This is a genomic window from Chryseobacterium sp. JUb7, from assembly GCF_024806495.1.
Classification (GTDB): Bacteria; Bacteroidota; Bacteroidia; order Flavobacteriales; family Weeksellaceae; genus Chryseobacterium.
This window is the reverse complement of sequence record NZ_JANUFF010000004.1, coordinates 37,776-60,861: the sequence shown is the minus strand read 5'-3', so window position 1 is coordinate 60,861 and position 23,086 is coordinate 37,776. Positions and strand designations below refer to the sequence as shown.

Below are 23,086 nucleotides of genomic sequence, written 5' to 3'. Positions count from 1 at the left end.
ATCATGAATTTAAGTAACTTAATAAAAAATAATAACCATGAATAAAATAAATGTATTATGTCTTCACGGCATAGGAGGGAAAGATGACCGCCAATCAAAAACAGACTGGAAAACAGACTGGAAGGATGCGATAGAAAGTAAAGCTAAGAATGTCAATATTAGTTTTCCGGTTTTTGATCATTTTTTTGACGAACAGCAAGCTGGAATAATAGATTACTGGAAATTTCTGAAAGATATTTTCTTTACGAAAGATCACGGATGAAAGGTGTTGAGAGTTTTAAAGATGATTATTTGGATATGGTCGTAGAATTTTTTCAATATCCGGGGTTGAGGAGAAAATTAAAAGAATTTCTGAAAAAAGAAATTCAGAATAGTGGTTGTAATGTAATTTATGCGCATAGTTTGGGTTCATTAATATGCTATGATCTTTTCCTTTCAGAAAATAATGGTATGATTTATAAAGATATTACATTAATTACGGCAGGAAGTCAGCTAGGTGTTCAGAGGCTTCCTGATTTTATACCAATTCAAAGACTAAACCTTAAAAGATGGTATAATTTTAATAATCCTCATGATAATGTTTTTGCAGGGAACAGTATTATTTTAAATGCTGATAATTTTAGCAATGAAAGAGTAGAATTTAAAGAAGGAATTGCATCTCATAACGGGACAAGATATATTAAAGAAAGTGATCAGAGAATTTGGACAGATATTATAAAAAGCTATGAACAGGTTGTTTTATAAAATTGTTCCCCCATTTTGTATAAAAATAAAAAACCTTCCAACTGGAAGGTTTTTTTATGTAAAGCCAATACTTTATTAGTTAGATAAAGAAGCTGCGTGGATCAACATATCAACTAACTTGTTTGAATAACCCATTTCGTTGTCATACCAAGAAACAAGTTTTACGAAGTTAGGAGAAAGCATAATACCGGCATCTTTATCAAAGATTGAAGTTCTCTTATCTCCGATGAAGTCCTGAGAAACTACAGCATCTTCAGTATATCCTAGGATACCTTTCAATTCACCTTCAGAAGCAGCTTTGATAGCAGCACAGATTTCATCGTAAGAAGTAGCTTTTTCTAATCTTACAGTTAAATCTACTACAGAAACGTCAACAGTTGGTACTCTGAAAGACATACCTGTTAATTTTCCGTTCAATGAAGGAATTACTTTTCCTACTGCTTTTGCAGCACCTGTAGAAGAAGGAATAATATTGTTTAGAGCAGCTCTACCACCTCTCCAGTCTTTCGCAGAAGGACCGTCAACCGTTTTCTGAGTTGCTGTTGTAGCGTGTACTGTTGTCATCAAACCTTCTACGATTCCGAAGTTATCGTGGATTACTTTAGCCAAAGGAGCTAAACAGTTTGTTGTACAAGACGCGTTTGATAAGATTTTAACATCGTCAGTAAGTTCAGTGTGGTTTACACCCATTACAAACATTGGAGTATCATCTTTAGAAGGAGCAGAAAGAATTACTTTCTTAGCACCAGCATTGATGTGAGCCTGAGCAGAGTCTTTAGATAAGAAAAGACCTGTAGATTCCACAATATAATCAGCTCCGATTTCGTTCCATTTCAGGTTGTTCGGGTCTCTTTCTGCAGTTACTCTGATTCTTTTTCCGTTTACCACAAGATCGTTTCCTTCTACAGAAACTTCACCCGGGAAAATACCGTGTACAGAGTCATATTTTAACATGTAAGCCATGTATGTAGCATCGATAAGGTCATTGATTCCTACTACTTCGATGTTGTCTCTTTCAGTCATTGCTCTGAAAACAAGACGTCCAATTCTACCAAACCCGTTGATACCTACTTTAATTGTTGACATAATAGTTTGTTTTAAATTATATTAAAAAATATTAGATTGCTAAGATTTCTGAAATCAATAAAAGATCTTTATTGATTTCGTTATGTTTTTTAATGGCTTCTTCGATAGGAGTGTACACCATATCATTTGAACGCATTCCTGCCATTACGTTGGTTTGTCCTTCCATCAATCCTGTTACAGCACCATAACCCAATCTGCTCGCTAAAACTCTGTCAGCACAGCTGGGAGAACCGCCTCTCTGGATGTGTCCTAAAATGGCAACACGAATGTCATAATCCGGGAATTCCTGTTTTGTTTTTTCTGCTAATTCGTAGATATTGGCCAGTTTTTCTCCTTCAGCCACAACAACGATGCTTGAAGCTTTTCCTGTTTTTTCAGCATTTCTGAAGTTGGCAAAAAGCTCATCAATACTATCTTTTCGCTCAGGAATTAAAATATCCAGAGCTCCAGTTGCCAATCCGCTGTTCAGAGCGATAAAACCTGCATCGCGACCCATTACTTCCACAAAGAAAACTCTGTTGTGAGAAGTTGCCGTATCACGGATTTTATCAATTGCTTCCATAGCCGTATTTAAAGCTGTATCGTAACCGATGGTGTTATCGGTTCCGAAAATATCATTATCGATTGTTCCCGGAACGCCGATTACTCTGATTCCGAATTCTTCGTTAAAGATTTTAGCTCCTGTGAAAGTTCCGTCCCCACCAATACAAACCAATCCGTCAATGCCAAGCTTTACACAATTGTCATAAGCTTTCTGGCGACCTTCTTTGGTTCTAAATTCCATGGATCTGGCAGATTTCAGAATGGTTCCGCCTTGATTGATTATATTTTTTACGGAACGAGGTCCCATTTTCAGGAAATCGTTGTGGATAAGACCATTGTAGCCCTCTCTTACTCCGTAGCATTCGATATTATAGTAATTTGCGGTTCTTACTACCGCCCTTAATGCTGCATTCATACCTGGAGAGTCGCCTCCAGAGGTAAGAACTGCAATTTTTTTTACAGCACTCTCTTTCATCTAGTAAAAAATTTCGAACACAAATCTACAAAAACAAGTTCAGATAATCGCAGTAACTTTATAAGAGTTTTGAATATAAATTATTAAAATTGTCTAAAATTTGTAGGTTTAAAAATATACCTTGCTGTTTTGGTCTCAGAATTATCAACATCCAAATTATACCAGGGCGAAATATTTTTCTCAAAAGGATTGGAAAGCAGATGAATAGATTGTGCAGGAGTAAAACCCTCACTTAATAAAAATAACTTTTTCCCATCTTTATTTTTGCAGACTCCGGCAATAAAGACAACATGCCCGGGGCTTCCGGGAGTAATTAAAATGTCTCCTGTTTTTAAATGTGAATTTTTCGTAACATTCTTCGTTTCTTTACTTAATGAGATCGTTCCCGAATAATTAAAAATTACATCCAGATACTTTCTGAAATTTTCATAGGAGCTATCAGGCTCAGCCACTTTTTTGAAACTTACAGAATTTCCTTTTACAAAAGATCTTATTCCATTTTTATAATCATTCCATGAAACCAGATCACCACTGGTGAAATGAAATTTTATCTCATCAAATTTTTTGGATTTAAATAAATATTCAGCCCGAAGACGAATCACGGCATCAGCACATTGTTGAAGATCCTGAGTTCCCGTATCAATATCGAAAACGGCCTCATGGAGATTCTGTGTAGAAATTGAACTTCCGTCGTATTTTAAAATAGGACTTCCATAAGATTTTAACTTAAAATTTTCAATAAAATACCCGAAAGAATCAGAATTTTCTTCAACCCATTGAAAACCTTTTGGTGGCGAAAATCTTTCTTTGATCGTATTTTTATCTTTATTAATTTGAACCAAGCTTTCTGAAATTAAATGTTCCTTTTTATCAGGTTCAGGCAAAAGTTTATCGCCCAATTTTTCTTTATTACAGCTTATGATTGTTGTTAAAATGAATAGGGATATTATTTTTTTCATCGATGAATATTCTTCTACAATAGTACGTAATCCTTGTCAAGGCTCAAAACCTTGACAAGGATTATGAGAAAAAGGAAAATAAAATCTAATGTTTTTCCGTCAAATATTTCCAATACCTCCTCGGAACATGCTGTATATGCAATTTTAAATTCTTCCTTTCCACAATGTTGGTCTTCGTAAAATACCTTTGCCACAGCGTTTGATATTGCGTTTCTTCATCATGAAACTTTTGTTGGTATCTGTTTAAATCCAATTTCTCATCAGGGTAAAAGAAATCACAATTTTCAAGATCATAGAGAAGACCGTAATTTCGTCTTAAATCATAAATCATCCACTTTTGATCCTGATAACGGTCTCTGAAATGTTTTCGAATCAAAGGAAGTACATTGAAATCGGGATCAATTTTAGCAAAAAAAACATCGTCCTGCATTTTTTCAAAACGGACAAAAGCTGTCATACGGTGCCTTTCCCGGCTTACAGATTTGCAGATTTTTGAAATTTTCAAAATATCACTGTCTGCATAATTTTGCAGAATATTTTCTTCAGGATGTTTTATAGATTGCTTTACAGCAGATAAAATAAGTTGTTCCAATTCAGGATCTTCAGATAAATAGACTTTCAATAGTTCATGAATTCCTGATTTGCCGATATTTTTCTCTAATTTATTTAAAACCCTTTCTGACTTCTCATTTTGTGTAATTACTTCATGAATTTCAGCGAAAATATTTTCCTGATGAAATCTCTCTCTGCTTACAATTTCCACATCTTGATAACGGTATTCGAAAACTTCAAATACCGCAGTGAAAAGTCCGTCGAAACTGCCGTCATAGAGTAGAGTGGTCATTTAATTAGTATAACAATTTAGTAATTTAACAATGAGTGTTGAATTTTTTAATTTTCTGAGTTTGTCATGCTGTAAGCATCCGTACGTGCAATTTGTATTTAAAAAAGCGTTAGCTGCTGCGAAAACTGATTATGAAACTTAGAAGAACTTCCGCCAATCAATAATTTCTTCAGGTTCTGATCTGTTAAATATTTCAGATAAGCATTTCCAGCATTAAAATCGATGAAATATTTTGCCCGATTCACCGCAGCTCCCAGTTTTTTTAAATGATCCATATTCAGCACCTGAAAACGTCTTGCACTGACGATTTTCTGAGCTGTTTTTACACCGATTCCAGGAATTCTTAAAATCATCTGATAATCGGCCGTCTGCAAATTCACAGGAAACTGATCAAGATGTCGTAAGGCCCAGCTTAATTTCGGATCAACTTCCAAATCCAGAAAAGGCATTGTAGGATCTAAAATTTCTTCCGCTTTAAAACCATAAAAACGCATCAGCCAATCCGACTGATACAAACGGTTTTCACGAAGCATCGGAACCTCCGTTGTTAAAGAAGGCAGCCTTTTGTCTTCTAAAACCGGAACATAACCTGAATAATACACCCTTTTCAGACTGAAATTTTTATAAAAATGATCTGCAACTTTGATAATTTGTAAATCATTTTCATTGGTCGCTCCGACAATCATTTGTGTGGATTGTCCTGCCGGAGCAAACTTCGGAACTTTCCTGAAAATTTTCTTTTCGTCTTTATATTGGGCAATTCCGTTCTGAATATATTTCATCGGATTCAGCATATCCTGTCGATTTTTTTCAGGGGCCAGTAATTTCAATCCGCTTTCTGTTGGGATTTCAAGATTGATGGATAATCGATCGGCATATAAAGCTGCTTCCTGCATCAGTTCGTCACTCGCTCCCGGAATGGATTTTAAATGAATATATCCGTTAAAATTTTCTTCCAGACGTAATTTTTTTGCCACACGAACCAAACGCTCCATCGTGGTATCAGCATTTTTGAATATTCCTGAACTTAAAAATAAACCTTCGATATAATTTCTTCTGTAGAAATTTATTGTTAAATCAACGACTTCTTCAACGGTGAATGCCGCTCTTTTTATATCATTAGAACTTCTGGAAACGCAGTAAGCACAATCGTAAATACAATGATTAGTCAGCAGAATTTTGAGAAGCGATACACATCGTCCGTCTTCCGTATAGGTATGGCAAATTCCGCTTGCAGAACTGTCTCCCAAAGCGCCTTTTTTGTTCTTTCTCGATCCTCCGCTGGACGAGCAGGAAACGTCATATTTCGCAGCATCAGCAAGGATTTCGAGTTTTTCTTTCAGGCGGTCAAAATTCATATTTTTAATTGAAGCTGTTAATTATTGAAAATAATATTATATCCAAATGTAGGTCCAAAATTGATAAATGTCAATCTTTTTTAATGGAAGTTATCCACATATTACAGAGACAAAATTAGTATATTTACGGACATTAATTTATGCGTGAAATCGTAAATTTACGGTTACATAATAAAAATAAACCTAATCCATATGAATCATAAACCCGTTGAAGGTTTTTCCAAATTGACAAAACAGGGGAAAATCGATTGGCTTGTTAACGAATACCTTGAAGGAAACTCGGAATATCAAAGTATATTAAACCAATATTGGAACGAAAATGCTGATTTGCAGAAACTTCACGATGAGTTTTCTGAAAACACAATCTCCAATTTTTATATGCCTTACGGAATTGCTCCGAATTTTCTGATTGACGGAAAATTATTCGCTCTTCCAATGGCTGTGGAAGAAAGTTCAGTGGTGGCAGCGGCTTCAAAAGCTGCCAAATTCTGGATTGATAAAGGTGGTTTTAAAACAACCATTATCAACAACGAAAAATTAGGACATACACACTTTATATTTAACGTTGAATCTCACAAACTTCTTCATTTTTTTAATTTCAATTTAAAGAAAAAATTAATTGAAGCGACCAACGATATTACGGCAAACATGAGAAATCGTGGCGGTGGAATTTTAGATATTAAATTAATTGATAAAACTTCTGAAATGCCCAATTATTACCAGCTTAAAGCAAGTTTTGACACGGTGGATTCAATGGGGGCAAATTTTATTAATTCATGTCTGGAACAGTTTGGAAAAACATTAAAGCAGGAAGTTGCTATTGATGAAAATTTCACACACGAAGAAAAGAATTCTTTGCAGATTGTGATGAATATTCTTTCCAATTTTACGCCGGATTGTATCGTAAGAGCTGAGGTTTCGTGTAAAATTGATGATTTAAAAGATGACAGCGGAATTTCTAATGAAGAATTTGCATGGAAATTCAAACAGGCGGTAACGATTGCTGAAATTGAACCTTTCCGTGCGACGACGCATAATAAAGGGATTATGAATGGGGTAGATGCGGTAGTAATTGCAACCGGAAATGATTTCAGAGCAACGGAAGCCTGTGCGCATGCCTATGCTGCCAAAGACGGAAAATATGCTTCATTAACTCATTGTACAACGGATAACGGAGTTTTCAGATTCTGGATCGACCTTCCGATTTCTGTGGGAGTGGTGGGTGGTTTAACGAATCTTCATCCGTTGGTAAAATTTTCTTTGGCACTGCTTGGAAAACCTTCAGCTCAGGAATTGATGAGTATTTTAGCCGTTTCAGGGTTGGCCCAGAATTTTGGGGCATTACGTTCTCTGATCACCACTGGAATTCAGAAAGGGCATATGAAAATGCACTTATTGAATATTTTAAACCAAATGGGCGCTACAGAAGAGGAAAAACTACATTTTGTAGCCTACTTTAAAGATAAAACGGTGACTCATCATGAGGTTATCAATGAGTTTAACCGATTGAGAGGAAACTAATGTTACAGATTATTCTGCCTATCATATTTTTAATCTTCGGATTGTTTTTAAAGAAAACCAATCATCCGGGATTCAGAAGCTCCAAAAGATTTTCCACAATGTTTATTATTTTGGGAATCTCTACATTGACGGCGAAATTTATTTTAATGTATTTAGCATCGAAATAATGAAAAGTAATATCTTATTCTTTCTGTTAATTTTTGGATTAAGTTTTTCGCAACAGAAAAATGTCATTATAAAGAGTCTGTTACCAAATACTGAAAATTTTGCTTTTCCGATGGTTTCCTATTCTCAAAACCCGGTGATAGAAAATAAGATCAATACTTTTTTACAGGTTGATCAGTTAGAGCATGTTCCAGGAGCTGAAGGAAGTCCTTCAAAATTGGTTTCTACAGGAAAAACCTCGTACTCCAACTACGTTTATTTTTACAGTTGGGAAAAGATGGAAGCTCCCAAAAATATTCTGAGTATCATGATCGATGGTGAGGCTTCAGGTGCATATCCTGAAGATTTCTCAATTTGTAAAAACTTTGATTTAAGAACAGGAAACCTTATTAATCCACAAGATTTATTTCAACCCAATTCAATAAAAATAATTGAAAATTTAATTCAGAAAAGTGTAAAAAAAGAGATCAGTGATTTTCTGACTCAGCTAAAATCAGAGAAAAATCCTTCACAAGAAGTTTTAGATCAGATTTCTATCTATGAACATTGTTTTACAGATTTTACTTTAGATGGTGTCGAATATTATTTTGCACAGGATAAAATTAGATTTATTATTGGAAGATGTGCTAATCATGCGATGAGACAGCTGGATGAACTGGATTATTATGTCGTGGAGTTTCCTTACAAAGAATTGGATAAGCATTGGAGTGTTTATGCAAAGAATTTGTTGTCCGGTTCAGAAAAAGTTGATAAAACAAGTTTCAGTCATAAACTCTACAAAGGGAAAATTGATGGAAAATATCCTATCACGGTGTTGATCGATAAAGTGTATGATGACGGTTCTTTTTCTGCAAAATATTGGTACGATAAAAGTAAAAAACTGATCGAATGGCACGGAAAACTTGATGGAAATCACCTTTCGCTTATCGAAAGCGATTATTATAGCGAAGAGACGCATATGTGGATCTTTAAAGCTTTAATAGAAGCAGATCTGCAGGGAAACAAAATTTTGGGAACCTGGCAGGATTATAAAACAAAAAAATATTTAAAACTAGAATTAGAAGAGTTATAAGATGAAAACAATTACTTTAGTTTTTGGCGCTGTTTACGGAATGTTATCCGTTATTTTAGGTGCATTTGGCGCGCACGCTTTAAAGAAAATTTTATCTGTGGAAAGACTTGAAAGCTTTGAAACAGGAGTGAGATACCAAATGTATGCTGCCTTCTTTTTATTGATTGTGGGCTATATTTTGAAATTTGAAACATCTTCAGAAAAATGGACGTCTATTTTAATGATTATAGGAGCTTTTATGTTTTCTGTGAGTATTTATTTTTTGAGCCTTCAGGATTATTTGGGGGCAAACCTGAAATTTTTGGGTCCGATCACTCCGCTAGGAGGTTTATTGATGATCTTAAGTTGGGGAATGTTGATTCTTTATTTTTTGAAAAATAAAATTTAAAATAAAGCCTTCGACAAGCTCAGGCTGACACCGTTAGAGTTATAACGCTTAGTATTAGGAATGTCATGCTGAGCCTGTCGAAGCATTTAAAATGCTTTTTTATTCTCAATTTTTCATTCGTAAAGTCTTGAAAAATTAGCAACAAATGATGATCGTAATTTTAAAAATTAAATTAAAATGAAAATCAATAGAAGAAGACGCTTAATCAAAACATTTGATCTTTTGGATCAACCCATAAGATTCAATCCTTTTGTGTTCAGCCGGACTTTTTTCATGTGGGCCTTTACAGGTCTGGTCGGCGGAATTATTGCAGGACTTTACTGGATTGTTCTCGAACATTTCACTGAGTTTTTAGCAGAATTTCAAGGATGGATGGTAATTCCTACCATGGCAATTTCTGGTCTTTTGGCGGGATTAGTCATTCATTTTATCGGCGATCCCGGAGAAATTCATTTAATTGTAAATAACATCCGCTTTAATAAAGGAAAATTAGAACCCAAAAATAACCCTTCCATGATTTTGTCATCGCTTTTTTGCGTGGCATCGGGAGGAAGTTTAGGTCCGGAAGCACCTTTGGTTCAGGTGACGGGCTCTACAGGAACCTGGCTCGGAAAAATTTTCAGATTAAAAGGAGAAGAATTACGTTCTTTAAGTATTGCCGGCATGGCGTCTGGTTTTACCGCACTTTTTGGGGCTCCGCTTGGAGGAAGTCTTTTTTCACTGGAAATTTTGCATCATAAGCATGCCGTTGAATATTACAAAGCTATTATTCCTGCCCTGGTAGCGAGCTGTTTCAGTTATCTGATGTTTGCTTTGATCATCCACTTGGGGATCGGGGCGACCTGGGATTTGAAGGCTTATCATTACACAGGAGTTTATGATTTTGCCTATGCGACTGCTTTTGGGATTGTAGGAACTTTATTTGGCTGGATTTTTATTTTTGTGGTAAAATTTTTCAAGAAAGTTTTTGAATACAGAAAATTTCCAATTTATATTAAAACTTTTGTGGGCGGAATTGTTTTGGGAATTATCGCTTTCTATTTTCCATTGACCAGATATTTTGGACATAACGAAATCAACCAATTAATCAACGGGAATTTTGCATTGAATTTTTTAATTATCATTTTAATTTTCAAAATTTTAGCTATTGCGATCACCGTAACGTCTGGTTGGAGAGGTGGTTTTATCATTCCGTTGTTTTTCGTGGGAACAACTTTAGGTTTAATTATTCATAATTTATTTCCAACGGTTGATACCACTTTGGCTATTGTAAGTTGTATGGCTGCCATTAATGCGTGTGTAACAAGAACTCCGATGAGTACAACTATTATCTTAGGAACTTTAACTGGCTTTACCTATTTTGTTCCGATACTTTTTGCGAGCCTAACAGGTTATTTTCTGGCTCCTAAAATTCCTTTCATCGGTTCACAATCAGAGAAATTATCTGAAGAAGAGTAAATAATAAATTCAATTGTTAGATATAAAAAAGTTCAGGTTTTGCCTGAACTTTTGTTTTTTATTAATGTAACCCGTTGTGCATTTTGATTTGTTTTCGTCACTTCGAGTAGATTTTTGAAAAAAATCGTATCGAGAAGTTTGTAATTTTGAAGATGAATCTGTTCTCGATACATTTTTTCTCTACTTTGTTATGAAAAACACTCGAATAGACGAATCTAATACCAAAATTTCGCAAAATGCACAACGGGTTTAATGTATTAAATCGACCTCGGAAAATGAAGCGTTAAGAAAATTAAATAGTAATCCGTTAAAAAATTCCCACTGTTCGAAGCGCGAGGCAAATTTGGCTACGAAGAAGAAATAATGAATTCGCGCAAGTTTTGGGGATTTTAGGATTATATTTTAATTTTTAGCATTCAGTTTCCAAGTCTTGACTTTTTGTTTCTTTTGTGTTAAGACAAAAGAAAAATAATTTTTAGGTAGGGTGTTATAATGAAAAATTTTCCTTCATCCATTTCAGTTTATTAAAGCTTTTTAGAAATTTAGTTTTAATGGAAATCAATTTTTCCTGCGCATCAATCACTTTATTTTCCCTTGAATTGATCAGGAAAAGAGAACTTTCCCCATTATTGTATTTCATTTCTTCAGCATATAGAAGTCTTTGATAATTGACCAGATTATTCTCCGAAAGATCAATTTGAATATGATAATTCATCACCTCATTTTTATACGTCTCAATTTTTGTATCCAGTTCTCTTTTTTTCAGCTGAGTATCCAGTTGGTTCTGATTGATTTTAATCTTGGCCATCTGATAATTCGCTCTTGCTTCTCTTTGAAATAAGGGAATTTCAAGCTTTAAACCATATTGAAAATTATTATCAAAAAGCGGAAGATAATCTGCACGGTAATTTTCTTTATTGAAGAAATTATACGTAAAATCAAGCTTGGGAAGAAAGCTTTGCCATTTCAGTTTGCGCTCACTTTCCAATATATTATGTTTCTGATTATAATATAAAACTGATAGATGATTGTTAATTTCTTTTCCTCTAAATTCCTGCAAAAGAAATTCAAAATCAGAGTAGGCTACATGGTCAGAAAGTTGGTTTGAAGGATAAAAAAGCTGCGAAATTTCAAATAATTCCTGTCCGTCTTTCCATAAAAATACCTGAAGCTGCTGTGTACTTTTTACAAAATTAAGATAAGCATCTCTCTGCTGAAGTTCAAAACTTTGTAACTGAGAAATGGCTTCAACCGTATCTATGGCGGGTCTCTCTCCATATTCAAACGTTTTTTTGGTAAGCTTCAAACGCTCTTTGTTGATGTCGACGATTTTAGATTTCAGCTTGTAAATTTCATAATGCTGAACCCACTCCCAATACATATTTTCAGCTTCCAAAAGAAGATTATTGGTAAGAACAGCCTGTTCGGCTTCCGTCATTTTCTGTGCAAATTTTGCCTGATCCAAAACTGCTCTTCGTTTGTCATACAATAGATTTTTAGCCAAAGGAACTGTAATTCCCATCTGATACAATCCGCCTTTGGTATCACTTGAATTTAGTTTTTCGCCATCCAAATAATTGTAACTTCCGGTTACTTCAATTCCGTACCAGGTCGGAATACCTAATTCAATATTTTTCTGTTCGTAATATCTTGTTCCATCAATATTTTTTTCGCCCAGCTTAGCCCCTAAAACAGGATCAAAACTTCCTCTTGCTTTGGTAATTTCAGATGCGGCAATTTTGTTTTGAAGTTGATATTTTAAAGCCAACGGATGATAATTTTTCACGACAGAAATAAATTCCTGAGCCGAAATTTTAAGCGAATCCTGCGCAAAGCTATTATGAAATAAAAATAAGAGTAGCGTGAAAATAATTTTATTTTGCCTTTTCATCTTTGCCTGCTTTTTCATTTTTCACTTCGTAATAATCGGGTGGGAAACCATTGATGTTTCGCCATAATTCATACCAGATCGGGACATCATTCAGAATGGCAATTCCTTGTACACCGGTTCCCATTTTGATCTTTGGCGGCCATCTTTTCTCATTTTTATCTTCAATGACCAATGCTTTGAAAAGCCCGTTCATGCTAATGTTGCTTTCCACAGCAATTACTTTTCCTGCAAATGTTCCATAGCTGGAATTCGGCCATCCAGAAAACACGATTGCGGGAAAACCATCGAAAGTACACATCACGCGCTGACCTTCTTTTACCAGCGGAAGATCAACCGGTTTGATATAAATTTCCACGGCGTGATCTACAACGGTCGGAACAATAGTGCCGATATTTTCACCGTCTTTCAGAATCTCCCCGATTCCGGCTTTGTTTAACTGAACAATCTGCCCGTCCTGAGATGCAATAATGAAGTATAAACCTTGTCTTGCCTTATAATTGGCCACCTGATTTTCAAGTTTGGCAATATCGCCGTCGCTGCCTTCAATCTGTCCCATACTTTGAAAACGGTCGCCCTCTGTTTTACTTAATTTTTCATTATAATCCTGAATGACGGAATTTTGTTCGATGCCGACATTTACAATTTCCTGACGTGTTTGAGCTACTTTATTTTCAGAAGATGTTTTTTTCGCGACAGCATTTTGATAAGAAATACTTCTTTGCTGAAACTGCGTAAGAGAAACCAAACCCTCATCATACATTTTCTTCTGTCGGGCAAACTGGTCTTCAGAAAGTTTCAGTTCGTTTCGGATGGCTTCCAATTCGGCTTCTTCGCCTGTAAGCTTATTGTTGAGCTGACTGGCCTTTATTTTTAACTGATTTAATTTTAAATCTCTCGCAGAATTCAAAGCCTGAAGCTGACTTTTTGCAGTTCCTACTTTAGCCTCATAATAATCCCGAACACCCTTTTTTGCATTTACCTGCTCCTGTGTTCTCTGTACCAAAAGCGGATCTAAATAATCATCTTTTATTTCTGAAAGCTGAAGCAAAGTATCTCCTTTTTTTACATAATCACCGTTTTTTACGTTCCATTTGGTAATTCTTCCGGGGATTGGAGAATTCAGCTGTTGAGGTCTCTGTTCCTGATAAAGCGAACTTACATTGCCTTTTACTTTTATATTCTGAGTCCAGGGAAGAAACAACGTGATAATTCCACCGATAAAAATGAATAAAAACCATCTTTTTACCCTTGATTTTTTATGAATATGATATATTTTGTCGAATGACTGTAGTTCCATTGTGGTGAAATTTTATGATAGAATTTTTAAAGTACCTTCTTCCATGTGAATATGCTGATCTGCGATCTTCAACAAGTTTTTATCCTGTGAAACAAGAATAATAGTTGTTTTTTCTTTTTTCACCTGAAGGTATTGCATCATTTTTTGCTGATGTTCCGGCTGTAATCCGGCAAACGGATTTTCTAAAATGAGAAGCCTTTTTTCGCCTAAAAGTGCCCGAAGCAGTAATATTTTTTTCTTTGAACTAAACGTAATTTCAGAATCTGTCTCGCTGATTTCTGTGAAAAATCCACTGCTGAAAAGACTTGAAATATTTTCAGTTCCGATGTGTTCAGAAAGTTCAAGGATATCTTCAGTCGTACTTTCTGTATTTCCCAGCAGGATGTTGTCTTTTACATTGCCTTGGATCACTTTCATATTTTCCAGATACAACCCGATGGAGTTTCGCATTTTCTGTTTATCGATATTCTGTAACGGGATTTTATCAAAAAGAATGGTTCCTGAACTCGGTTCAAAGAAACCGGCGATCATATTCAGCAAAAGAGATTTTCCGGTTCCTAGTTTTCCGGTTAAAACAGTAATGCTGTTTTCTTTTATTTTAAAATTAAGATTCGAAAGAATAGGCGTGCTGTCGTTGAAAGAAAAATTAACATTTTTGAACTCAATTTCAGTTCCTTTTTCTTTTTGAGAAAGTATGATTTCTCCGTTTTTTTCTTCTTTAAGATCTGTAATTTTCGAAAGTTTGGCGAAAGAAGCAATAAGATCATAATAACTTTCAAGGCTTACAATCAATTTCTCTACCGCAGCCATAATGCTTAAAACAACAATTTCTGTGGCGATAAAAGCTCCGATATTTAATTTTTGATTAATCAATAAATAGGTTCCTATCGCAAGCATTGCTAAGGTAATAATGACTTTAAAAGCAATAATAGTTTTGTATTGAAAAACCAAAACTTTGAAATGCGAAGTTCTGTGATCCAGATATTCTACCACGCGGTCGTCGGTTCCTTTCAGATGGGCACTGCTTTCAGAATGCATTTTAAATGTCTTTACAGATCCTGCAATATCTTCTATCCAGGCTGCCGTCTCATATTTTTTGTTGCTTTCTTCAATACTTGATTTGATGCCGCTTTCCATGGTATATCTGAAAATAATGATCACACAAATCACAACCAAAGCTCCGAATGCCAAAAACCAAGGATGATAAAAGGAAAGCAGCAAGATTCCAAAGAAAATCTGGATCAGTGCAGTCGGAATTTCCAATAAAATTTTTGAAACACCTTTCTGAAGATTCTGAATATCAAAAAATCGGTTAACAAGCTCCGGGAGGTAATATTTTCTTGTGTAGGAAAGGTTTATTTTAGGAATTTTTTCCGCAATGGCCATTGAAAACTCAACATATATTTTCTGCTGTATTTTCTCGATGATCTCAATCACTTTCAGTCTGAAATAGCCGACAAGCCATGTTCCGATAACAACAAAAAAGATTAAGATATAAATTGAAGTGGCCATTGTGGCACCCATTACAAAACTCACAATAGACTGTATTCCCAACGGAATGCTCAGCGAGACAAGTCCATTCAAAATAGCATAAAAATAAATATTGGTAACGTCTTTTTTTTCTTTTGTAATGTAGCGGATTAATCTTTTTCCCTGTTCATTAGCAGTTATTTCCATTTTCTTATGTTGTAAGTTTAAATGTTTTTAAATACTTCGTCGCTATTTTGTGAATGGTATGTGTGAAAACCGATTTGGATGACCTTTGAATTGCTGGAAATTCTGAAAAGATCCTTATTTTTTCGGTGGAACAAAGATAAAATATGAGATCGGGGATTATTCTTATCTAGAATTAGAATGCTATTAAAATGTGATTAGAATATAAGATGTTGTTCAGGGTTTTTTACCATCTTTACGGCATTATTCTTATCTCTGGCAGGTTCAATCCGAATAAGATTAACATTAAACTTAATGAATGCGTTAAAAGTTCTATAATTTTCTTTTTAACCTTGTTCATTTTTAGTAAATTTGTCAACCTTTAAATTTTAAAATAAAATAATAAAAATAATATGAATCTTCACGAGTATCAATCAAAAGAGATTTTATCAAAGTACGGAGTAGCAATCCAACGTGGTTTTGTAGCTAATAATGTTGACGAAGCTGTAGCTGCTGCTGAAAAATTGACTGCTGAAACCGGAGCTCAGGCTTGGGTTGTAAAAGCTCAAATTCACGCAGGTGGTCGTGGTAAAGGTGGTGGTGTTAAGTTCTCTCCAAACATGGATAAGCTTAAAGAAAACGCTCAGAACATTATCGGAATGCAGTTGGTAACTCCACAAACTTCTGCAGAAGGTAAAAAAGTACATTCTGTTTTGGTTGCAGAAGATGTGTATTATCCAGGTGAATCTGAAACTAAAGAATTTTATGTTTCTATTCTTTTAGACAGAGCTGAAGGTAAAAATACAATCGTATATTCTACTGAAGGGGGTATGGATATTGAGCACGTTGCTGAAGTAACACCTCATTTGATCCACAATGAATTGATTGATCCTGCTTTGGGTCTTCAGGGATTCCAGGCTAGAAAAATTGCTTTCAATTTAGGTCTTGAAGGGAATGCTTTCAAAGAATTCGTAAAATTCATCTCTTCTTTATACAATGCTTATACAGGAATTGATGCTTCTCTTTTCGAAATCAACCCTGTGTTGAAAACTTCGGATAACAAAATTATCGCGGTAGATGCTAAAGTAACTTTAGATGGTAACTCATTGTTCCGTCACAAAGATCTTGAAGCGCTTAGAGATACAAGAGAAGAAGATCCTATCGATGTTGAAGCTGGTGAAGCTGGTCTTAACTTCGTGAAACTAGACGGTAACGTTGCTTGTATGGTAAACGGAGCTGGTCTTGCAATGGCAACTATGGATATCATCAAATTATCTGGTGGTAACCCTGCAAACTTCCTAGACGTAGGTGGAACTGCTGATGCTCAGAGAGTACAGACTGCTTTCGGAATCATCTTGAGAGATCCAAACGTAAAAGCTATTTTGATCAATATCTTCGGAGGTATCGTAAGATGTGACAGAGTTGCTCAAGGGGTTGTAGATGCTTATAAAGCTATGGGAAGCCTTCCTGTTCCATTGATCGTAAGATTACAGGGAACTAATGCTGTTGAAGCTAAACAATTAATTGATGATTCAGGTCTTCCTGTACATTCTGCAATTACTTTAGAAGAAGCTGCAAACAAAGTAAAAGAAGTTTTAGCTTAGTCTAAAATTTTTATATAAAAAAAACCGTTTCATTTTTGGAACGGTTTTTTCTTTTTTGGAATTAAATAATGCTTAATGGAAAAATTATATATTCCGAATCCATGTTCAGAAAATTGGGAATCCATGTCTTTTCAGGAAAAAGGAAGGTTCTGCTCTGTATGCAATAAATGTGTGATTGATTTTACACAAAAGAATAAGGACGAAATTAAAAGTATTTTCGCTGAAAGAAAGGAGGAAAATATTTGTGGAAGATATTATAGTCATCAATTAACCAATCGTGTTAATATGTCTGAGCAGATTAAGAGGTATTTTTTTAAATATATCCCTTCAAATCTCCAGAGTAATAAAATAGCATTAACGGTTTTTTCAGTGCTTTTGTTTTGGACGGGCTGCTCAAAATCCAAAGATGAAGTTTGTATTACAACAGAGGAGACAGTCATCGAAGACATAGAGTTGGATACAGCTCAAAATAAAAATTATGTGATTGGAGAAGCTGTAATCCGGGAAGATAAACAGACTGCGAAAAGATTATTAAAAGATAGTATTCAATTAAAGCAAAATCAGAAGAAATAATTTTTTTAATTTACATAAAAACAAACCGCCCTTATAAAGCGGTTTAATTAGTGTTAGTCATGGTTTTCGTTGATAAGACTTTCTCCATTCGTAATATTAATACTTGTAGGCGTGACCAGCTGAATATGATCTGTATCGAGACGTTCTTTAATTTTCATTAAAGCCTCACTTTTCAGCTGAAGCATATTGGCGCCGACATTCATCCAGAATTTTGTCTGAAGGCTGAAGACCCCTTGCTTTAAATCAGTGAGAATAACTTCTGCAGTATCTAATTTATCTACATTTTCCAGATTCTTAATAACATCTAAAATACCTATCTGAGCTTTGTTGATATCTTCATCGGCTGGAATTTCAAAATTTAAAATAATTCTTCGCTGCGGGGAAGCCGTTATGTTATAAAAAGGAGCATTAAAAACCACCTGATTGGGAATGTAAGCCTTCTTTCCATCGTCAGTAATAATTTTTGTCGTTAAAAAACCAATTTCCTGTACTGTTCCCGAATGGGTTCCAATAGTGATATAATCTCCGACCTTAAAAGCTTTATCAATACCGATCAGCATACCCGAAAATATACTTGAAACTAAATCTTTCAGGGCAACCCCGGCAATCACCCCGGCAACCCCTAAACTTCCGATAAACTTCCAAAGAAAACCACTGAATCCCATAATTTCCAGTGCAATGAAAGTTCCCATCAGCATAATTACAAATCGGAAAATACTGATTAATGTTACCAGTGAGCTTTCTTTTTTACTCTTGGGAAATAGTTTGTGAAAAACCTTAACGGAGAACTGACTTAAATATTTACTTGAGATCAGGAAAAACGAAAAAACTAAAACTCCAACAATTAATTTGGGAGTAAGTTCTGCAAATTTCACATACCAACTTTCAAGAACCCTATAGACAACATCGATGTAGCTTAAACCATTTTTTTGCATGAACTAAAATTATTTTAATTAAATATAAAAAAATTTAAACAAAAATTTTGCCAGTCTCAAAAAGTCTACTAAATTTGTAGACTAATAAAGCAAAATATTATGTCAATTAAACTTGGGGACACAGCACCAAACTTTCAAGCCGAATCATCTTTGGGTGATATTGATTTTTATAATTATTTAGGAGATTCTTGGGGGATTCTGTTTTCGCACCCTGCCGATTATACACCGGTTTGCACTACAGAGCTAGGTTATACTTCAAAATTGAAATCAGAATTCGATAAAAGAGGAACGAAAGTGATTGCACTAAGTGTGGATGGAGTAGAAGATCATCAGAATTGGATTAAAGATATTAACGAAACTCAAAATACAGATGTGCAATTTCCAATCATTGCAGATAAAGAAAGAAAAGTTTCTGAATTATATGATTTTATTCACCCGAACGCTTCTGCTACAGCAACGGTTCGTTCTTTATTGATTATAGATCCGCAAAAGAAAGTAAGATTGATTATAACCTATCCTGCATCAACAGGAAGAAATTTCAATGAAATTCTGAGAGTCCTGGATTCTCTTCAGCTTGTTGATTCTCATAAAATTGCAACACCTGTCAACTGGAAAGACGGAGAAGATGTTATCGTGCCTCCGACGATTTCTACGGAAGATGCCAGAAAAATATTTCCAAAAGGTGTTACAGAAATAAAGCCGTATCTAAGATATACGCCTCAACCTAATACATGATTTATTTGATTTTTTATAGTTTAGTTTTAATTTGTAAGAAAATCGCCTCGAAAATTTTTCGAGGCGATTTCAATTTATACTAGTGTATGTATATGTGAAGTGATTGATTACTTTACATCATTAACAACTTGCTTAGCCTTTGAAGTTGGCAAATAAATACTAAATCCTACATTGAAAGTAATGTTTGAATTTAATCCTTCGCTACCGAATCCAGATTGACCTTGATATTTTACTAAACCTTCTAAACCAATGTTTGGAGTAATAAAGTAAGAATAACCAGGACCAACACCGAAATCTAAACCTGTTGTAGAGTTACCTCCTTCTACAGATCTACCTCCTATACCTAAGTTACCTTCAACGAACCAACGTCCGTGGTTTAACAAGTTATCAACACCCTTCTCACCCGGAGATAGATAATAACGTCCTAAACCTCCAACTCCATATGTGAAATCTGTAGGGCTTCCGTTGGTAACTTTACTAATACCTAAATTTACGTATCCCCCAACAGCTACATTATCTTTAATAAAATAAGCTCCTTTTGGTTGTAATGCTATACTATATCCACCGCCTGTATTTAATCCGAAGTTACTAGTCAATAAGCTACTTCCTACAAGCCAGTTGCCTTTTTGAATTTGAGCGTTCGCAGTTGTTGCTAAACCAGCGACTGCTAGTATTCCTGTTAAAATTAGTTTTTTCATAATTTAATTATTTTATTAATTAATTGTTTATCATTTGTTAAAGTAGGGTAAAAACAATAAATATGCCAGAATACTTTATTTTAGCTAATTTCTCACAATTAATGTTAATTTATACAAAATTAATATTCGGTTATTTTAACATTTTAATTAAAAAAAATATAATATCATAAAAATAGCAAAATAATAGAAACAATAATCCCAACAGTAGTGAAAATTATTCCTCTTTTAAAGATTTTTGATTTTGGGTTAAACATCCAAAAACTTGATATGACAAAGAAGAAGAGTGATATGCCAAAGAAGGCATTAATAGGTGACAATTTGTCCTTTGACTGTGATTTATGAAGTTTTGTCATTTTATCCAATACAAAGGGAAGTTCTTTCTTGCTGTATTGAGCTTGTCCGGTTGATGCATTGTAAGTTCCCTGTTTAAAGGTAAGAAGAGCGCCTTCGGTTTTTTCAACCTCAAGGTTTTTAATTTTTAATTCTTTTCCGAGTTCTTTTTCATTGAGTTCTTTAGCAATGATTTTGTCGTATTTTTTTTCTTTTTTAAGGAAATCCGTATCTCTGTAAATTAACAGTACGCCGCTTAGAGCATAAACAGCCATAATTCCTGCCAGAAAATAGCCCAGATAACGGTGTGTGATTCTCATAAAACTCCTTGTATCCTTAATCTTATCCATATCTAAAAAGTTTGTTATTTTAAAATTCAAAAGTGGAAACTGCAAATTTGCAACTTCCACTTTATATAAAGAAATTATTATCTGTATAAAATATTACAGTTTATAAGTTAATGTGAAATAGTAGTTTCTAGGTGTAATCGGGTTTACAGAATAGTTTTCATGAACATTGTAATTAACAACATCAAATAAATTCCCAACCTTTCCCTGAATCATGAATTTCTTCCATTCGTAGCCTAAAGAAAGAGAAACAGTTGTGTAATCCTTTAAATCAAACATTCTACTTACACCATTTCTTGAAGCTAAGCTATTACTCCCGGTTTTTGTATCATTCCACCCTGCAATTCTGTCTCCAATATAATAGATACCCGCACCAATTTTAAGACCTTTTACATAATTGGTAAATTTATAGAAAACAGATGCACTTGCTGTTGTAGCAGGAGTTCTTACCAATCTTTGATTCTCCACATATCCGAAGGCTTCCGGCGTATCCAGATATACAGAGTTATTATATGAAACTCCTCCTATTATCGATAGATTTTCAGTTGGGTTTCCCGTGATATCTAATTCTACGCCACGGCTTCTCATTTTTCCGGCAAAATCTTTAATTAAGCCATTTGGATCTAATTGCTGCCCCGCATCATTTAATGCTACCTGGTAGTAATTTCTATATAAGATTTGATAAACTGTAAGATTGATTGCTAATGCATTGTTCCAAAGATTTTTCTTAGCGCCCACTTCATATTGATCAATATTTGTTGGAGTTAATGCTTCATCATTTCTTAATCTGCCCGTGTTGGCAACGAAAGAATTTGTGTAAGTAGCAAAAACAGATAAATTATCATTTGGAGCATATATCAAACCTACTTTTGGTGAAATGGACTGATCCGACGATGATGTATTATCTACTAAGCCTTTACCAGTTGTTGAATTTGGTAAAACAACGCCACTTTTAGTTGTTTTAAACTTAGTGTTTATGGTTGGCATATTTTCGATGTATGACCAACGCAATCCGGCTATTACTTTGAATTCTTTAGTAAGACTAATGAAATCTTGTGCATACACACCTATTCTTCTTGTATTAATACGGTTTTTTTCTAATCTTGTAGATTCTGGTATTGCTCCGCTTGCCCAACTTGATGGATCGTCTAGATAAAGAATTCCATTGCTGTTTCCATTTGTTCCATATAAATAACTGTTTCCGTAAGGCAGATTATTCGTAGGGTTATAATAAGTATAAGAATCTGCAGCGCTGTAATCCGCATCAGCTCCAATTAATACTTTGTGATTAATTTTTCCGGTATTAAATTCGCCATTTAAGTTTATTTGTGCAGAAGTATAGTTTTGTTCGTTATACGTTCTGTTTAAAGGTCTTTTCCATGATAATCTGTTACTGGCGTATCCCCATTGAACTCTTTCTGTAGAAAAATAGTCTTTAGTATAGTTTTGGTATGATGCCGTAGAATTTAAAGACCATTTTTCATTAAACTGATGATTAAAAGTAACATTTGTTGAAACTTGTTCTATATTCTGATATTGCCAATCTGTTCCTAAAAATGCATTTCTAGGCAACAAATTATTTAATTCATAAGTTAATCCATCTTGTTTGGTAATAGACCCAATCCCAAAATCTGGTGTAAAATCATTTTTAAGATAATCTGCCTCTACAATTAATTGAGATTTTGGGCTCAGATTAAATAAAAACGAAGGATTGAAATAATACTTTTCCGACTGTACCACATCTCGGAAACTTTCTGCATATTCATAAGCACCATTTACTCGGAATGCAATATTTTTAGAAAGAGGTCCGTATATATCTACCGTGGGCTTATATGAATTCCAGCTTCCAGCATTTAACCCTATATTTCCACCGAAATTAAACTTAGGTTTTTTTGTAATCATATTGATGACACCTCCGGCAGCAGTATTTCCATATAGCATGGCGTTGGCTCCTTTTAAAACTTCCACTCTTTCCAATCCGCTTACTTCAGGGAAAACACCACTGTTGATTCTTGATCCATTTTTGAAAATATTATCATTTCCTAAAATAAATCCTCGACCTCCAAAACTATCCTGAGAGTTTCCTCTGGAAGATGTAAGGTAAATACCGTTTACGTTCTGTAGGACATCACTCAATTGCTTGGCCTGTTGCTGCTCAATCACTTCATGTGTGACAATGGCAATAGGCTGCGGCGTTTCCATAACCGTAAGGTTAGATTTTGTAGAGAACGGTTTTGCTTTGTTTGGATTTCCGGTTTTGTGAAGATTGACATCTTCAATGGTTTGAGTTCTGATGGTATCAGTCTCAGTGTTTTTCATTTGTGCGGTGAAGGATATTGCAGTGAACAATAACCCTAAAGTAACTAGCTGTTTTTTCATTTTTTACCTTTATTTAGAGTGGATTTAAATA

The 23,086-nt window shown here is 34.7% G+C and carries 22 protein-coding genes; 10 read left to right on the top strand and 12 right to left on the bottom strand.

What is annotated here, in order from left to right; translation table 11 throughout:
• The first annotated feature begins 37 nt into the window (after nucleotides 1-37).
• A complete protein-coding gene (locus tag M2373_RS09260) occupies nucleotides 38-262 on the top strand; it encodes a hypothetical protein (protein ID WP_259109917.1) in 225 nt (74 codons plus the stop codon).
• Nucleotides 259-744, top strand: a complete 486-nt coding sequence (locus M2373_RS09255; protein WP_259109915.1) for a hypothetical protein — start codon at nucleotides 259-261, stop codon at nucleotides 742-744. Before M2373_RS09260 ends, M2373_RS09255 begins: the two co-directional genes overlap by 4 nt.
• A 75-nt stretch (nucleotides 745-819) precedes the next feature.
• On the opposite strand, the gene gap is transcribed toward M2373_RS09255, so the two are convergent.
• The 5 genes from gap to M2373_RS09230 form a co-directional block, all read right to left on the bottom strand.
• Entirely contained in the window at nucleotides 820-1,830 is a 1,011-nt protein-coding gene (gene gap / locus M2373_RS09250) for a type I glyceraldehyde-3-phosphate dehydrogenase (RefSeq protein ID WP_259109913.1), read from the bottom strand.
• A 31-nt stretch (nucleotides 1,831-1,861) separates the two neighbouring features.
• Nucleotides 1,862-2,848: a 6-phosphofructokinase gene (gene pfkA, locus M2373_RS09245; protein ID WP_259109909.1), complete on the bottom strand. Its 987-nt coding sequence runs from the start codon at nucleotides 2,846-2,848 to the stop codon at nucleotides 1,862-1,864.
• Between the two features lie 83 nt (nucleotides 2,849-2,931).
• Nucleotides 2,932-3,807, bottom strand: coding sequence for a DUF4846 domain-containing protein (locus M2373_RS09240; protein ID WP_259109907.1), 876 nt, complete (start codon nucleotides 3,805-3,807; stop codon nucleotides 2,932-2,934).
• An 85-nt stretch (nucleotides 3,808-3,892) separates the two neighbouring features.
• Nucleotides 3,893-4,651, bottom strand: coding sequence for a TIGR03915 family putative DNA repair protein (locus M2373_RS09235; protein WP_259109904.1), 759 nt, complete (start codon nucleotides 4,649-4,651; stop codon nucleotides 3,893-3,895).
• 98 nt (nucleotides 4,652-4,749) lie between these two features.
• Complete coding sequence (locus tag M2373_RS09230) at nucleotides 4,750-6,009, bottom strand: putative DNA modification/repair radical SAM protein (protein ID WP_259109902.1); 1,260 nt, start codon at nucleotides 6,007-6,009, stop codon at nucleotides 4,750-4,752.
• A gap of 192 nt (nucleotides 6,010-6,201) precedes the next feature.
• On the opposite strand from M2373_RS09230, the gene M2373_RS09225 reads away from it, so the two are divergent.
• The 5 genes from M2373_RS09225 to M2373_RS09205 all read left to right on the top strand — a co-directional run bounded on the left by M2373_RS09225 (nucleotide 6,202) and on the right by M2373_RS09205 (nucleotide 10,613).
• Nucleotides 6,202-7,530, top strand: coding sequence for a hydroxymethylglutaryl-CoA reductase, degradative (locus M2373_RS09225; protein ID WP_259109899.1), 1,329 nt, complete (start codon nucleotides 6,202-6,204; stop codon nucleotides 7,528-7,530).
• The gene (locus tag M2373_RS09220) at nucleotides 7,530-7,697 is read left to right on the top strand and encodes a hypothetical protein (protein ID WP_259109895.1); all 168 of its coding nucleotides are present in this window, start codon (nucleotides 7,530-7,532) and stop codon (nucleotides 7,695-7,697) included. Before M2373_RS09225 ends, M2373_RS09220 begins: the two co-directional genes overlap by 1 nt.
• On the top strand, nucleotides 7,697-8,767 hold the full coding sequence (locus M2373_RS09215; RefSeq protein ID WP_259109893.1) for a hypothetical protein: 1,071 nt from the start codon (nucleotides 7,697-7,699) through the stop codon (nucleotides 8,765-8,767). Before M2373_RS09220 ends, M2373_RS09215 begins: the two co-directional genes overlap by 1 nt.
• A 1-nt stretch (nucleotide 8,768) precedes the next feature.
• A complete protein-coding gene (locus M2373_RS09210; RefSeq protein WP_259109891.1) occupies nucleotides 8,769-9,155 on the top strand; it encodes a DUF423 domain-containing protein in 387 nt (128 codons plus the stop codon).
• Between the two features lie 177 nt (nucleotides 9,156-9,332).
• Nucleotides 9,333-10,613 carry a chloride channel protein gene (locus tag M2373_RS09205; protein ID WP_259109889.1) on the top strand — a complete coding sequence of 427 codons (1,281 nt, stop codon included), beginning with the start codon at nucleotides 9,333-9,335 and terminating at the stop codon, nucleotides 10,611-10,613.
• 487 nt (nucleotides 10,614-11,100) lie between these two features.
• Here M2373_RS09205 and M2373_RS09200 read toward each other — a convergent pair whose 3' ends face one another.
• From M2373_RS09200 to M2373_RS09190, 3 genes are read right to left on the bottom strand one after another with little or no spacing between them, the layout of a single operon-like run.
• Nucleotides 11,101-12,504: a TolC family protein gene (locus M2373_RS09200; RefSeq protein WP_259109887.1), complete on the bottom strand. Its 1,404-nt coding sequence runs from the start codon at nucleotides 12,502-12,504 to the stop codon at nucleotides 11,101-11,103.
• Entirely contained in the window at nucleotides 12,488-13,801 is a 1,314-nt protein-coding gene (locus tag M2373_RS09195; RefSeq protein WP_259109884.1) for an HlyD family secretion protein, read from the bottom strand. Before M2373_RS09195 ends, M2373_RS09200 begins: the two co-directional genes overlap by 17 nt.
• 12 nt (nucleotides 13,802-13,813) lie before the next feature.
• Nucleotides 13,814-15,478: a peptidase domain-containing ABC transporter gene (locus M2373_RS09190; RefSeq protein WP_259109882.1), complete on the bottom strand. Its 1,665-nt coding sequence runs from the start codon at nucleotides 15,476-15,478 to the stop codon at nucleotides 13,814-13,816.
• Between the two features lie 389 nt (nucleotides 15,479-15,867).
• Between M2373_RS09190 and sucC the strand changes: the two genes are divergently transcribed.
• Both sucC and M2373_RS09180 read left to right on the top strand, forming a co-directional pair.
• Complete coding sequence (gene sucC, locus M2373_RS09185; protein WP_259109880.1) at nucleotides 15,868-17,058, top strand: ADP-forming succinate--CoA ligase subunit beta; 1,191 nt, start codon at nucleotides 15,868-15,870, stop codon at nucleotides 17,056-17,058.
• A 75-nt stretch (nucleotides 17,059-17,133) separates the two neighbouring features.
• Nucleotides 17,134-17,631 carry a hypothetical protein gene (locus M2373_RS09180; RefSeq protein WP_259109878.1) on the top strand — a complete coding sequence of 166 codons (498 nt, stop codon included), beginning with the start codon at nucleotides 17,134-17,136 and terminating at the stop codon, nucleotides 17,629-17,631.
• 53 nt (nucleotides 17,632-17,684) lie between these two features.
• Here the strand turns inward: M2373_RS09180 and M2373_RS09175 are convergent, their stop codons facing one another.
• A complete protein-coding gene (locus tag M2373_RS09175) occupies nucleotides 17,685-18,566 on the bottom strand; it encodes a mechanosensitive ion channel family protein (protein WP_259109876.1) in 882 nt (293 codons plus the stop codon).
• Between the two features lie 99 nt (nucleotides 18,567-18,665).
• Here M2373_RS09175 and M2373_RS09170 point away from each other — a divergent pair, with 99 nt between their 5' ends.
• Nucleotides 18,666-19,301 (top strand): peroxiredoxin, encoded by a 636-nt coding sequence (locus M2373_RS09170; protein WP_259109874.1) that lies wholly within the window; start codon nucleotides 18,666-18,668, stop codon nucleotides 19,299-19,301.
• Between the two features lie 107 nt (nucleotides 19,302-19,408).
• Here M2373_RS09170 and M2373_RS09165 read toward each other — a convergent pair whose 3' ends face one another.
• The 3 genes from M2373_RS09165 to M2373_RS09155 form a co-directional block, all read right to left on the bottom strand.
• Entirely contained in the window at nucleotides 19,409-19,999 is a 591-nt protein-coding gene (locus M2373_RS09165; protein ID WP_259109871.1) for a hypothetical protein, read from the bottom strand.
• Nucleotides 20,000-20,163: 164 nt separating this feature from the next.
• Nucleotides 20,164-20,679, bottom strand: coding sequence for a hypothetical protein (locus M2373_RS09160; RefSeq protein ID WP_259109867.1), 516 nt, complete (start codon nucleotides 20,677-20,679; stop codon nucleotides 20,164-20,166).
• Between the two features lie 93 nt (nucleotides 20,680-20,772).
• Entirely contained in the window at nucleotides 20,773-23,055 is a 2,283-nt protein-coding gene (locus M2373_RS09155; RefSeq protein WP_259109865.1) for a TonB-dependent siderophore receptor, read from the bottom strand.
• Between the last annotated feature and the right edge of the window lie 31 nt (nucleotides 23,056-23,086).

Excerpts from the sequence above, each read along its gene's own strand:
- sucC (WP_259109880.1), top strand. The coding sequence starts at position 15,868 with ATGAATCTTCACGAGTATCAATCAAAAGAGATTTTATCAAAGTACGGA.
- M2373_RS09260 (WP_259109917.1), top strand. The coding sequence starts at position 38 with ATGAATAAAATAAATGTATTATGTCTTCACGGCATAGGAGGGAAAGAT.
- M2373_RS09215 (WP_259109893.1), top strand. The coding sequence starts at position 7,697 with ATGAAAAGTAATATCTTATTCTTTCTGTTAATTTTTGGATTAAGTTTT.
- M2373_RS09160 (WP_259109867.1), bottom strand. The coding sequence starts at position 20,679 with ATGGATAAGATTAAGGATACAAGGAGTTTTATGAGAATCACACACCGT.
- M2373_RS09225 (WP_259109899.1), top strand. The coding sequence starts at position 6,202 with ATGAATCATAAACCCGTTGAAGGTTTTTCCAAATTGACAAAACAGGGG.
- M2373_RS09230 (WP_259109902.1), bottom strand. The coding sequence starts at position 6,009 with ATGAATTTTGACCGCCTGAAAGAAAAACTCGAAATCCTTGCTGATGCT.
- M2373_RS09235 (WP_259109904.1), bottom strand. The coding sequence starts at position 4,651 with ATGACCACTCTACTCTATGACGGCAGTTTCGACGGACTTTTCACTGCG.
- M2373_RS09200 (WP_259109887.1), bottom strand. The coding sequence starts at position 12,504 with ATGAAAAGGCAAAATAAAATTATTTTCACGCTACTCTTATTTTTATTT.
- M2373_RS09155 (WP_259109865.1), bottom strand. The coding sequence starts at position 23,055 with ATGAAAAAACAGCTAGTTACTTTAGGGTTATTGTTCACTGCAATATCC.
- M2373_RS09220 (WP_259109895.1), top strand. The coding sequence starts at position 7,530 with ATGTTACAGATTATTCTGCCTATCATATTTTTAATCTTCGGATTGTTT.
- M2373_RS09180 (WP_259109878.1), top strand. The coding sequence starts at position 17,134 with ATGGAAAAATTATATATTCCGAATCCATGTTCAGAAAATTGGGAATCC.
- M2373_RS09205 (WP_259109889.1), top strand. The coding sequence starts at position 9,333 with ATGAAAATCAATAGAAGAAGACGCTTAATCAAAACATTTGATCTTTTG.
- M2373_RS09195 (WP_259109884.1), bottom strand. The coding sequence starts at position 13,801 with ATGGAACTACAGTCATTCGACAAAATATATCATATTCATAAAAAATCA.
- M2373_RS09240 (WP_259109907.1), bottom strand. The coding sequence starts at position 3,807 with ATGAAAAAAATAATATCCCTATTCATTTTAACAACAATCATAAGCTGT.
- M2373_RS09175 (WP_259109876.1), bottom strand. The coding sequence starts at position 18,566 with ATGCAAAAAAATGGTTTAAGCTACATCGATGTTGTCTATAGGGTTCTT.
- gap (WP_259109913.1), bottom strand. The coding sequence starts at position 1,830 with ATGTCAACAATTAAAGTAGGTATCAACGGGTTTGGTAGAATTGGACGT.
- M2373_RS09210 (WP_259109891.1), top strand. The coding sequence starts at position 8,769 with ATGAAAACAATTACTTTAGTTTTTGGCGCTGTTTACGGAATGTTATCC.
- M2373_RS09170 (WP_259109874.1), top strand. The coding sequence starts at position 18,666 with ATGTCAATTAAACTTGGGGACACAGCACCAAACTTTCAAGCCGAATCA.
- M2373_RS09190 (WP_259109882.1), bottom strand. The coding sequence starts at position 15,478 with ATGGAAATAACTGCTAATGAACAGGGAAAAAGATTAATCCGCTACATT.
- pfkA (WP_259109909.1), bottom strand. The coding sequence starts at position 2,848 with ATGAAAGAGAGTGCTGTAAAAAAAATTGCAGTTCTTACCTCTGGAGGC.
- M2373_RS09165 (WP_259109871.1), bottom strand. The coding sequence starts at position 19,999 with ATGAAAAAACTAATTTTAACAGGAATACTAGCAGTCGCTGGTTTAGCA.
- M2373_RS09255 (WP_259109915.1), top strand. The coding sequence starts at position 259 with ATGAAAGGTGTTGAGAGTTTTAAAGATGATTATTTGGATATGGTCGTA.